The sequence below is a fragment of the Pseudobythopirellula maris genome (genome assembly GCF_007859945.1).
In the GTDB taxonomy this organism is placed as follows: domain Bacteria; phylum Planctomycetota; class Planctomycetia; order Pirellulales; family Lacipirellulaceae; genus Pseudobythopirellula; species Pseudobythopirellula maris.
Genome location: NZ_SJPQ01000002.1, coordinates 457,755 through 469,590 on the forward strand (window position 1 = coordinate 457,755; position 11,836 = coordinate 469,590).

The window sequence follows — 11,836 nt, forward strand, 5'->3', positions numbered from 1 at the left end:
CGCCCTGCGACGCTCAACGGCGTGGGCCGAGCCACTCCCGCCGCCCCAGCGTCGCGAGCACGCGCAGCGCCGTGATCGCCTCGCCCGTGTTGATCTTCGACTGGCCCGCCACGCGGTCGGTGAACGTGATCGGCGCCTCGGCGAAGCGGGCGCCCTCACGCTTGAGCCGCCAGAGGATCTCTTCGAGGTAGGCGTAGCCGCCGGTGAGCACCGCGCTAAAGTCGAGCCGCGCGAGCAGCCCCACCCGGTACGCGCGGAACGCCCCGCTGCAATCGCCGATCGGCAGCCGCAGCATGACGCGAGCGGCGGAGTTCACCATGCGGCTCGCGACGCGCCGCTTCAGAGGCCAGCCCTCGATCTTGCCGCCCGGGCAGTAGCGCGAGCCGATCGCCACGTCCGCCTCGCCGCTGTCGACGAGCCGCACGAGCTCGGGCAGGCGCTCGGGCGGGTGGCTCCAGTCGGCGTCCGTCGTCACGACGATTCCGTAGCCGTGCTCGATCGCGTGCCGGAAGCCGTCGTACGTCGCCGAGCCGAGCCCAAGCTTGCCGGCCCGGTGGAGGCAGCTCACACGCGGGTCACTCGTCGCACGCTCATCGCACCACGCGCCGGTGCCGTCGGGCGAGTTGTCGTCGACCACCAGCAGGTCGGCCGCGGGCAAGGCCTGCTGGATGGCGTCGACCAAGCGCGGCAGGTTCTCGAGTTCGTTGTAGGTCGCCACGACGACCAGCACGCGGGGTTCGGCTCGTGAGTTACTCATTGGTAGACCTGTGGGAGGCGTCTCCGACGCCGATAGCGGTGTGTCAGCCGTTCAGTGCTCGCGGCGCGTTATCGGCGTCGGAGACGCCTCCCACATGAAGAAGCTACTGCCCGGCGATCGCGCGGTAGTAATCGATCGACCGCTTGAGCCCCTCGGCGAACGCGACGCTCGGCTCGTAGCCCAGCAGCTCGCGCGCCTTGCCGATGTCGGCCAGGCTCTCTCGAACGTCGCCCGCGCGCGGCGGGTCGAAGACCGGCTCGATGTTGGATCCCAGGGCCGCGTTGATCGCCGCGATCAGGTCGAGCAGCGACACACGCTCGCCCGTGGCGACGTTGATCACCTGGCCCGCCGCCTGCGGGGCGTCGGCCGCCAGCAGGTTGGCCCGCGCCACGTCCTCGACGAACACGAAGTCGCGTGACTGGCCGCCGTCGCCGAACACGTGCGGCCGCTCGCCGGCGAGCATCTTCGTCACGAAGATCGGGATCACGGCCGAGTACTCGCTGTGCGGGTCTTGCCGCGGGCCGTAGACGTTAAAGTAACGCAGCGCCACCGCGTCGAGCCCCATCGACTTGCTGTAGGCCATGCAGTACGCCTCGCCGGCGAGCTTGGCGGCGGCGTACGGCGAGAGCGGGTCGACCGGGTCGGTCTCGCTTTTGACGGGCGTCGGCCGGTCGCCGTACGCGGCGCTCGACGCGGCGAACACCACGCGTCGCACGCCCGCGGTGCGGGCCGCCTCGAGCACCGTCACCACGCCGGTAGCCGTGGCGCCGTGCGACTCCAGGGGGTTGGCCACGCTGCGCGGCACCGAGGCGATCGCCGCCTCGTGGTACACGACCTCGGCGCCATCGACGGCCCGGGCCACGGCGGCGGGGTCGGTCACGCTCCCCTCGACGAACTCGACGCGGTCGCCGAGATGATCGAGGTTCTTGCGGAAACCGGTCAGCAGGTTGTCGAGCACCCGCACCGTGTCGCCGCGCTCGACGAGCTTGGTAGCGATGTGAGAACCGATAAAACCGGCGCCGCCGGTCACGAGGTGCAGGGCCATAAGTCGAGCGGGGGGAGAGGACGTAGGAGGGGTGTCGCGGGGAGGTACGGGTAACCCTACCTCACGCGGCTCGCCTTGTCGGGGTAGCTCCCCACTGGAGAGTCATTACCCCCGCGGGCTCAACGCCCCATTGAACGATCTCGGTGTGGGCCTCGTGGCGGAGGGGCCAGTCCGCGTCGTCGACAACTAAGCCGTAAACCGCGTCGCACCGCTCGGCGACCCGGGCGGCTGTCTCGTCCATGCCGTCGGCGACTAGCAGTGTCCAATCGAATCGGCGTTGGCAGCTGTCGAACCAGGCCAGCAGGCCCCGCATCACCGGATCGGACTCGGCAACCTGGCGCCAAGACGCGTCGCCCACCAGCGCCACGCGTTGCTGCAGATGAGCGTCGAGCCGGCGGTCCCAATCGGCCAGCCGCTGGCGGGCGTCTGCGAATCGGTGAGCCACCAGCATCACCACTTTGCCGGCCGACTCGGGAAGCTCGTCGCCCCCTGCCCCGCTCCGCTGCCGCTCGAGACGTTGCCGCTCGACAAAGCGCCGCAGCAGCGGGTCGGTGAGCGCCGTTGACTCGATCAGCGCCGACTTGAAGTCGAGAACTTCGGCGTAGCCCCGGCCAGAGTCCCCTTGCGGCTCGGGCCTGTCACGAACGCGCTCCTGCGGTGAAGGAGTCTGGCGGGCTGGCGGCGAAGGCGCCTTCTCGGCAGCCGGAGCGGCGGCGGTCGCTTCGCGAATCACGCCCGCCTCGCCGACGGCGATCTCGGTTACGGGCCAAGCGTTCTTGGGCGCCGGCGCCGACCGAGGTTCGGGGTCGCTCGGCGGCAACGGCCACGCGGTGGGCGCCGCCACCAACAACTCGCACTCAGCGAGCGCTTCGCGCGCGGCCAGCTTCCGTAGGGCGCCGCTGATCACCATTTCACGATCCCCAAGAGACAGACCACCGCCGTAGAGCCCCCTACCGATTACCCGCGACGCAGTTCGGCGAATAGCTGCCGGTACTCGAGTCGTTGCGCCCCGGCGGGCGCCATGGTCGCCACCGACTCTTCCTCTTCGATCACGAGCATGTCGCTGTCATCGGTCGGCTCGACAGCCTGCTCCTCGAACGGCTCCGGCGCGAGCGAGTACTCGTCGTCCTCGTCGGCGGCCGTGAAGAACTCATCTTGCTCAGCGATCTCGTCGGTCGCGTCCGCGGCGACCTCGACAGTGGGGCTCTCGGCCACTTCTGCCGTCACATTCGAGTCTTCCGGCTCCTCGTCGCTCAGCAGTTGGAGGCTCGTCTTCGCGGCGCCGTCCGATTGGACCGCATCGATCAAGCTCTCGACCGCCGGGTCGAGCGCGCCGAACATGCGGCCGAACTCAAGGTCGACGCGGTTGACGACCGGCGTCGCCATGCTGGTCAGCGTAGACTCGAGGCCGGCGTAGCGGTCGAGCACCACCTCTTCCTCCTCGAACGATTCGCTGAACGGGTCGTCCGGATCGGCGGCGGGGGTGTCGTTCTCCGGCCGGCTGGGGAACGCGTACGAGACGCACTCGTTGTCGTCCTCGTCGCACTCCTCTTGGGCGGGCTCCGCCTCGACGGGCGCCGACGCCTCGGCCTCTTCCTCTTGCAGCCGCTGGATCGCGAGCCGCTGCGACAGGCGGCCGATCGCTTCGGCGCCCTGCTCCGCCGCGTTGTACTCCGATCGGTCGTCCGGGGGCGACGCCCAGGCCGCGGCCGCGGGGGCCTCGATCGCTTCGTACGCCGGCGTTTCGATCGGCTCGATCGGGCCCTCTTCGGCGAAGCCGGGCTGCGAGATCTCGGCGAAGCCGTGGCGGTTCTCCTCGGCGTAGCCGATCTGCGGCTCGTCGGCGGGCGGGTCGAGTTCGCCAAACTCGATGGTCGCGTGGCCAGACGCCTTCGGCTGCTTGGGGGCCGGCGAGTGCCAAGGCGCCGGCAGCTGGTGCAGGTCCGACCAAGCCGCCTGGATCAGGTCGGCGTCGATCGTCGTGACCCCGCGATCGACGGCGAGCATCAGCGATCGGTCGCACACCTGGTTGACCAAACGCGGCACGCCGTCGCTGGCGGTGAAAGCCGCCTCGAGCGCGGCGGGCTCGAACAGCCGGTCGGGGTCGGCCCCGGCGGCGGCGACATGAGCACGGACGTAGAGCATCGTCTCCTCACGCCCCATCGGCGCGAGGTAGCATCGCGCCGCTAGGCGTTGGCCGAAGGCCTCCAGGTTCGGCTCGCCGAGCGTCTCGTCGAGCGACGCCGCCCCGGCGAGCACCAGCCGCAACGTCGGCTCGCCGTCGGCCGCCATGTTGCTGAGGATCCGCAACTCCTCCAGCAAGCGGATCGGCAAGGTGTGCGCCTCGTCGATGAGCAGCGCCACCGCGCGGCCGCGGGACGCCTCGTCGTCGAGGCACCGCTGCAGCGCGATCCGCAGCTCTCCCTCGTCGCGGTCGCGGTACGGCTGCTCCATGCCGTAGAGGATCGACTGCAGCAACGCGCGGCGCGTGCAGAGCTGCGCCGAGGCGAGCCTCACGATGCGCACCGCAGCGCGGGCGGTGGCGCCGAGCTCCTCGGCCAGCACCTCGAGCAGCATCGTCTTGCCGACCCCGGGGGCGCCGATCACCAGCGCGGGCCCGTCGCCGCGCACGACGCACTGCGCCACGCGGCGCCGTGCGCTGTCGATCGATTCGGCGGCGAAGTAGCGGTCGACGCGGGGGTGGGTGGAGAACGCACGCTGCGGGGCGTCGCTCGCCGGAGTGGAAGTCGGCATCGAACGTGTTCCTGTGGATCGAATCACACGGCGTGTGGGTGCTGCGTCGCGTGTCGTGGTGACGACGGTCGGACGTATGAGCGCGGCTACGTCGTGTAGATCGGCAGCCGGGGCGAAGGGGCTTCACTCGCAGAAAAGAAGCGACGGCATGCGCCCTAATCACCCGCCGCCCGCGGCGGCGGGCTGCACTTTTTCTCGCGACGCCCGTAAACTTTGCGCAGGCCGTCCACCCACCGCAGGCGGCATGGCGAGCCGGCAACGCGGGACCGGGAGCGATGGTCGCGTCGCGTTCGCCGCGTCAGCCGCCACAGGCCCAGTGGCCGCTGAGTCGCCACGCCACGATCGAGAGAAGCAGCTTTGTTCCGAATAAAAATCTGTGGACTCACTCGCCCCGCGGACGCCGCGGTTTGCGCCGAGGCGGGCGCCGACGCCATCGGCCTGAACTTCTACTCGGGCAGCCCACGCTGCCTGACGATGGAACGGGCCGTCGAATTGGCCGACGCTGGTGGTGAGCCGCTGCTGCGGGTTGGCGTGTTCGTCAACGCCACGCTCGACGAACTCGCCGCCGCGGTTCAAGCCGCGCGACTCGATGCGGTTCAGCTACACGGCGATGAGCCGCCCGCGGCGTTCGCCGCGCTGCCAGAAGGAATAAGGACGGTCCGCGCCTGGCGCGTCGGCGCCGAAGGCTTGCCGCCCTTGGCCGAGTACCTCGAGACGAGCGAAGCACATGGGCGGCGCCCCGAGGCGGCGCTCGTCGACGCCGCCGCGCCGGGCGCGTACGGCGGCACCGGAAAGCGGGTCGACTGGGGCCGGGTCGCCGAGGAGCGCCCGCTGCTCGGATCGACGCCGTTGATCCTGGCGGGCGGCCTGACGCCCGACAACGTGGCCGAAGCGATCGCCGCGGTCCGGCCCGACGGCGTCGACACGGCGAGCGGCGTGGAGTCGGCGCCGGGCGTCAAAGACGCGGGGGCGGTGCGGGCGTTTGTCGCCGCGGCGCGCGAGGCATTCGATTCGCTGAGCAAGTCCAGCTAGCAACCAGCCAAGAACCGGCGGGCGTAAGCCCCTGGTGGGGGGTCTCCAAGAGGAGTCTCGTTGCGGTTCGTGCCGGACGCCTCCGGGGGCTTACGCCCGCCGGCTCGGCGCACTCGCTGGGTTGCAACTAGGTTTTCTTCCCGATCGCGGCTGCGGCCTTCCCGCTTATCAAAGGTTGCCAACATCGGGTTAGGGAATATAGACTGCTGAGGATACACCCAGTGTTTTGACCCGATTCACGTCCGCCGGCCTCCCAGGCCCGAGCGAAGATCCCGCCTGTTTCTTTCTGGAGGTACGAGCCGTGGCGCCTGTTGCTGCCGAGAAGCTGTCTTACAAAGTCCTTGATTGCACGCCCGAAGAATTCGAGCGTCTGGCCGCGTTTGGCCGTCAGGAGATCAACCTGGCCGAGTCGGAAATGCCCGGCCTGATGTCCCTGCGCGAGAAGTACGGCAAGGACAAGCCGCTCCAGGGCGCGCGGATCGCCGGCTGCTTGCACATGACGATCCAGACGGCCGTCCTGATCGAGACGCTCATCGAGCTCGGCGCCGAGGTCACCTGGAGCAGCTGCAACATCTACAGCACCCAGGACCACGCCGCCTGTGCGATCGCCAAGGCGGGCATCCCGGTCTTCGCTTGGAAGGGCGAGACCAACGAAGAGTTCGACTGGTGCATCGAGCAGACGCTCACCGCCTTCCCTTCGGGCAAGCCGCTCAACCTGATCCTGGACGACGGCGGCGACCTGACCGCCATGGTCCACGACAAGTTCCCCGAGCTGCTGGCCGACATCAAAGGCCTGTCGGAAGAGACCACCGCCGGCATCCACCGCCTGGAGGTGCTCCTGAAGGAGGGCCGCCTGGCCGTCCCGGCGATCAACGTCAACGACTCGGCCACGAAGAGCAAGTTCGACAACTTGTACGGCTGCCGCGAGAGCCTGGCCGACGGCGTGAAGCGCGCGACCGACGTCATGCTCGCCGGCAAGGTCGCCGTGGTCTGTGGCTACGGCGACGTCGGCAAGGGCTGCGCCCACAGCCTCCGCTCGTACGGCTGCCGCGTGATCGTCACGGAGATCGACCCCATCAACGCCCTGCAGGCCGCGATGGAAGGCTACGAGGTCACGACCATGGAGGAAGCCTGCAAGGAAGGCAACCTGTTCGTCACCACGACCGGCAACAAGGACATCATCCTCGGCGAGCACATGGTCGAGATGCCGGAGGACGCCATCCTCTGCAACATCGGCCACTTCGACACGGAGATCGACATCGCTTGGCTCGAGGCGCAGGTCGCCGCCGGCAACGCCACGAGCGACGTGATCAAGACCGAGAAGGAAGGCGCCGTCGACCGTTACACGTTCAAGAAGAGCGGCCGCTCGATTCTCACGCTCGCCAAGGGCCGGCTGGTGAACCTCGGTTGCGCCACGGGCCACCCGAGCTTCGTCATGAGCAACTCGTTCACCAACCAAACGCTCGCCCAGCTCGAGCTTTGGAACAACGAGGGCCAGTACGAGAACCAGGTCTACCGCCTGCCGAAGCACCTCGACGAGGAGGTCGCCCGCCTGCACCTCGAGAAGATCGGCGTGAAGCTCACGAAGCTCACCCAAGAGCAGGCCGACTACATCGGCGTGCCGGTCGAGGGGCCGTACAAGTCGGACCACTACCGGTACTGAAATACCCGTGAGGGAGTGGCCAGAGGCTTGAAGCCAGAGGTCAGAAACACGAAAGCCGCCGGCGGGAGCCGGCGGCTTTTTTCGTGCGCCCGTCGATCGGCCGCAAGGGCGGACGGTCGACGGATCGCGGGGAGTGGCGGTAAACTCGTTGCTCCTCCGGGCGCTAACGCTTACGGCTCGCCCCGGGAGGCTACGTCATTCCGCCATCCGCAATCCGAATTCCGCACTTAAAATGCCCGAGATCGAAGCCCTCCGCGCCATCCGTTACGACCTGGGCCACGTCGGCTCGCTGAGCGACGTGGTCGCCCCGCCCTACGACGTGATCGACGCCGAGCTGCTCGAGCAGCTCTGCGAGCAGAGCCCCTACAACTCGGTGCGGCTGATCCTCGGCAAGGACGAGCCGGGCGATTCGGACACGGCGAACCGCTACACCCGTTCGGCCAAGTTCCTCAAGGAGTGGATGCGCGACGGCGTGCTGTTCACCGAGGCCAACCCGGCGGTCTACGCCTACCACCAGACCTACACCGAGGCGGGCGTCGAGTACACGCGGCGTGGGTTCATGTGCCGTGTTCGGCTCGAGCGGTTCGGCGAGGGCAAGATCCACCCGCACGAGGAGACGCACGGCGGCGCCAAGGCCGACCGCCTCAAGCTCTGGAAGGCGACCAAGACGAACATGAGCCAGGTGTTCGGCCTGTTTCCCGACGACGAGAACGAGGCCCAGAACCTGCTGGAAGAAGCGATCATGGGCGTCGCGCCGCTCGAGGCGGCCGACCACCTCGGCGTGGTCAACCGGCTCTGGCCGGTGAACGACGTGGCCGTGATCTCCAAGATGCAGGCCGTGATGGGCCCCAAGCCGGTCTACATTGCCGACGGCCACCACCGCTACGAGACCGCCTGCAACTACCGCGACGAGCTCGCCGCGGAGATGAAGGCCAAGGGCGAGGAGATGCCCGACAACCACCCGGCCAACTACGTGCTGATGATGTGCGTCTCGATGAGCGACCCCGGCATGCTCGTGCTGCCCACGCACCGGCTGTTCCGCGGCATGCCCGAGATGACGGCCGAGGAGCTCACCGCCAAGCTGGGCGACAAGTTCACGACCGAGCCGGCGGGCGAGGGCCCGAGCCACGCCCCCGAGGCGTGGGAGTCGATCGAGACCGAGGACAACCAGGGGACGCTGGCCCTGTACACCGCGGGGGACAAGAAGTGGACCCTCTGCCGCGTGACCGACGCGGGCCGGGACCGCATGGCCGAGATCGCCCCCGAGCAGTCTAAGGACTGGCAGGGCCTGGGCGTGAGCCTGCTGCACAAGCTCGTGATGGAGGACCTGCTGCAGGCCCCCGAGACGGCGGCCCCCAAGTACGTGCGGGCGATCGACGAGGTGGTCGAGGGCCTCACCAACGGCGAGGCCGCCGGCCGCGACCTGACGGGCCAGATCTCCGAGGGGGGCGTGTTCAACCTGGCGGCCGTGGTGATGCCGGCCACGCTGGAGCACATCCGCCAGATCTCGAACCACGGCGAGCGGATGCCGGCCAAGAGCACCTACTTCTATCCGAAGGTGCTCAGCGGTCTGCTGTTCAACCCGCTCGAATAAAACGGACCGCGTCGATCCCCCCGAAGCAACCGGCGAGCCGGCCCCGTGAGGGGCCGGTGGTGATCGGCTACGAGTGGTTTCAGCGGCGCACAACCACCGGCCCCTCACGGGGCCGGCTCGCCCTTTCTCTGTTTCACGTGAAACGGTTGCGGGGAGGCCACGGCTTGGGTGTTTCACGTGAAACACGTCGCCGCTGCCCGCGGCGCCGGTTGTTTCACGTGGAACGTGCGTCGGCCGGTTCGGCGATCGGCTGGCTCGTGGGCGTGGCCGCACGCCAATCGGCGCCTTGTGGCAAGGCGGCCCCGCGCCGTTGCTGCCGGTCGAGCCACCACAGCGTGAGCCAAACGGCGGGGCGCCGGGTGAGCATCTGCAGCAGGAACCAAACGGGGATGAGCACCAGCGTGCCTATCGACAAAGTCCCCACGGCCCGCAACAGCGAGAGCAGCACGCAGAGCGGGACCATCAGCGCCATCAGTCGCCACAGCGAGAACCGCATCGGGGGCGGCGCCGCGGCGGGCGATTCTCGCTGCTGGTAGAAGGTGGGGGCGTGGGCGAGCACCGCGCCGATTTGCCCCGCCATGATGTTGCCGATAAACATCAGGCACGTCAGCAAGACCTGTCCCGCAATCGCCATCGGCCCCCCCGGCCAATCCGTCATGCCGTGGGGGAGCATCCACGCCAACGCGACCAAACCGCCGGTGAACAGGGCGAGACGATGCTCGGCGGGCCGCCATTCCATCAGCCGCAGCGTGAGTTTCACCGGCCAGTAGAGCAGCAGCACTGTAAGGTAGGTGAGCAACCAACTGAGCAAGACTCCGAAGACCGCCCCGATTAACAGGCTGCCGATCATGTACCCGACCATCATGGGCCCGCCACCTCCGCCCAACATCATGCTTGGAGTCATCCAGAAGACCATTACCGCACCGACCAGCAGGATGGTCAGCAAAGCGTAGTAGACGTGGACCTTGGCCACCTTGCGAGCGAGCATCTGCCAGTCGGGCCAATGGGGGACAACCGGCTCGCCACCGGGATGGGTGGCGTTCTCACTAGCTGCAGCGAGCTCGGCGGCGATCGGGTTGGGGATGGACATGCAGGCATGATAATCCCCGCCGAGTGGCGACGCTCTCTTTTCTTTTCACCGCTCGCGTCTCCATGGGGTGGATTCCCCCTACGCCCGCGGCGCCTGTACCGGCTGCGTGTTTCACGTGAAACGGGTCGAGGCTGCCCGCCGCACGGGTTGTTTCACGTGGAACATTCACACGGAGCAACGTAGCCGCTCTTGCCTGCGCCGTCGGCTACGGAGCTTGGCGTCGAGGTGGCGGTTGGCGAGCCGCATGACCGGCCGCCAAGTGAGCTCCTGCCAAACGAGCCAGGCGAGGGTGATGACCAGAAAATCGAACGTCAGTCCATCCAGCCAGCTCAGCAGCGAGAGCAGCATGCAGAGCGGGACCATGGCCGCCAGCAGCTGCCAGAGGGGGAATCGCCACGGCTCGGCGGTTTGACTCCCCTGCTTCCGGCGACGTCGCAGCCGCCAAATTGCCGCCATCGACCCGGCGTATTGTCCGAACAAGGTCGCTCCCGCAGGTCCGACGCCAAAAAACAGAAGCTTGCTGAATAGGTCTGCGTTCCGCTGCACCAGAGCGACAGAGAACCAAAGCGTGGTCAGGTAAGCCGCCAGGGCGCCGACGAAAGCGGCCAGCCGATCGCGTGGCGGCGACCACCGCAGCCACCACAGCACGCCGCGCGTCGAAAAAATTGCGATGCCCGTCGTGATCAGGCAGAAGACGAATGTCACGAAGAACAGCATGGCTGAATAGAAGACCAGCCCAATAGCTGCGCCCGCGAGATCGCCCCAGCTGAGTCCGTCTCGAAAGAGTCTGCCGCTGGCGAGCATAAACGCCCCCATCACGCCGACAACCGCGTGGGGATAAAAACCACCAGCAATCGCCACGTAGACCCACACCAGCGGCCAAAAGCTCTCCGACGGGCTCCGCTGGGCCGCTACTGGCGCCGAAGTCGGCGAGTACCAGGCGGCCCGCTCGGGCGGGATGGGATTGCAGACTTCGATGGATCCACTCGGAAGGAGGCGTGGCTTGCTGGCGGCTGGCTCTTCGACGCTAGCAGTCTAACCGGCGTTCCGGACCGCAGCCAAGAATCACCTCATGGAAACAACACGGGCCGCACTCTTCCGCGTCGTCGGCGGCGGAGCTTGGTGTCGAGATAGCGGTTGGCGAGCCACGCCACAGGACGCCAGGAGAGCTGTTGCCAGACGAGCCAGGCGAGGGTGATGACGAAGAACTCCGGCGTCAGCCATCCCACCCAGCTCAGGAAGGACAGCAGCATGCAGAGTGGGACCACGGTCGCCATGAGCCGCCAGAGGGGGAAACGCCACGGCTCGGCAAATTGACTCCCGTTCACCCGGCGGCGGCGCAGCTGCCATGTAGCCGCCATCGACCCGAAGAACTGTCCGAACAAGGTCGCTCCCGCGGGCCCAATCAAGAAGCCGATGAGCTTGATGAGCAGGTCTCCATCCCGCTGGTTCACAGCGACGGCGACCCAAAGGGTGGCTAGGTGAGCCACAAGCGCGCCGACGAAAGCGGCCAGCCGATCGCGTGGCGGCGACCACCGCAACCACCACAGAACGCCGCGCGTCAATAAAATAACGATGCCCGCTATGATAAAGACAAAAACGAATACCGCGAAGAACAGTACTGCTGAGTAGATGACCAGCGGAATAAACCCATCTGCTAGGTCGCTCCAGCTCATTTCGCCCAAGATGAGACCGCCGCTAACGAATAAAAACGTCGCCACGCCGACAACCACGAGGGGATATAACCCACCGGCGAACGACAAGTAGAGCCACACCAGCGACCAATAGCTTTGAGTCTGATTTCTAGGGCCCGCGACGGGGGCCGATGCCGGCGAGTAATCGGCAGCCCGCTCGGACGGAGTGGGGTTGCTTGCGTCCATTGAGACACACGGGGCGTGATG

The 11,836-nt window shown here is 67.6% G+C and carries 10 protein-coding genes; 3 read left to right on the forward strand and 7 right to left on the reverse strand.

Annotated features, from left to right (window positions below; translation table 11 throughout):
• Nucleotides 1-13: 13 nt before the first annotated feature.
• From Mal64_RS09550 to Mal64_RS09565, 4 genes are all read right to left on the reverse strand, one after another.
• Complete coding sequence (locus Mal64_RS09550; RefSeq protein WP_146399506.1) at nucleotides 14-757, reverse strand: polyprenol monophosphomannose synthase; 744 nt, start codon at nucleotides 755-757, stop codon at nucleotides 14-16.
• Nucleotides 758-860: 103 nt separating this feature from the next.
• Nucleotides 861-1,802: an SDR family oxidoreductase gene (locus tag Mal64_RS09555; protein ID WP_146399508.1), complete on the reverse strand. Its 942-nt coding sequence runs from the start codon at nucleotides 1,800-1,802 to the stop codon at nucleotides 861-863.
• A gap of 61 nt (nucleotides 1,803-1,863) precedes the next feature.
• Entirely contained in the window at nucleotides 1,864-2,712 is an 849-nt protein-coding gene (locus tag Mal64_RS09560) for a hypothetical protein (protein WP_197525619.1), read from the reverse strand.
• A gap of 47 nt (nucleotides 2,713-2,759) precedes the next feature.
• Nucleotides 2,760-4,556 (reverse strand): ExeA family protein, encoded by a 1,797-nt coding sequence (locus Mal64_RS09565; RefSeq protein ID WP_146399512.1) that lies wholly within the window; start codon nucleotides 4,554-4,556, stop codon nucleotides 2,760-2,762.
• 357 nt (nucleotides 4,557-4,913) lie between these two features.
• Here Mal64_RS09565 and Mal64_RS09570 point away from each other — a divergent pair, with 357 nt between their 5' ends.
• The 3 genes from Mal64_RS09570 (at nucleotide 4,914) to Mal64_RS09580 (ending at nucleotide 8,845) form a co-directional block, all read left to right on the forward strand.
• Nucleotides 4,914-5,588 (forward strand): phosphoribosylanthranilate isomerase, encoded by a 675-nt coding sequence (locus Mal64_RS09570; protein ID WP_146399514.1) that lies wholly within the window; start codon nucleotides 4,914-4,916, stop codon nucleotides 5,586-5,588.
• Between the two features lie 301 nt (nucleotides 5,589-5,889).
• On the forward strand, nucleotides 5,890-7,251 hold the full coding sequence (gene ahcY, locus Mal64_RS09575; protein WP_146399516.1) for an adenosylhomocysteinase: 1,362 nt from the start codon (nucleotides 5,890-5,892) through the stop codon (nucleotides 7,249-7,251).
• Between the two features lie 232 nt (nucleotides 7,252-7,483).
• Entirely contained in the window at nucleotides 7,484-8,845 is a 1,362-nt protein-coding gene (locus tag Mal64_RS09580; protein ID WP_146399518.1) for a DUF1015 domain-containing protein, read from the forward strand.
• Nucleotides 8,846-9,059: 214 nt separating this feature from the next.
• On the opposite strand, the gene Mal64_RS09585 is transcribed toward Mal64_RS09580, so the two are convergent.
• The 3 genes from Mal64_RS09585 to Mal64_RS09595 all read right to left on the reverse strand — a co-directional run bounded on the left by Mal64_RS09585 (nucleotide 9,060) and on the right by Mal64_RS09595 (nucleotide 11,815).
• Nucleotides 9,060-9,935 carry a hypothetical protein gene (locus Mal64_RS09585; protein ID WP_146399519.1) on the reverse strand — a complete coding sequence of 292 codons (876 nt, stop codon included), beginning with the start codon at nucleotides 9,933-9,935 and terminating at the stop codon, nucleotides 9,060-9,062.
• 165 nt (nucleotides 9,936-10,100) lie between these two features.
• Nucleotides 10,101-10,796 (reverse strand): hypothetical protein, encoded by a 696-nt coding sequence (locus Mal64_RS09590; RefSeq protein ID WP_197525620.1) that lies wholly within the window; start codon nucleotides 10,794-10,796, stop codon nucleotides 10,101-10,103.
• Between the two features lie 209 nt (nucleotides 10,797-11,005).
• Nucleotides 11,006-11,815, reverse strand: a complete 810-nt coding sequence (locus tag Mal64_RS09595) for a hypothetical protein (RefSeq protein ID WP_146399523.1) — start codon at nucleotides 11,813-11,815, stop codon at nucleotides 11,006-11,008.
• Nucleotides 11,816-11,836: the final 21 nt, after the last annotated feature.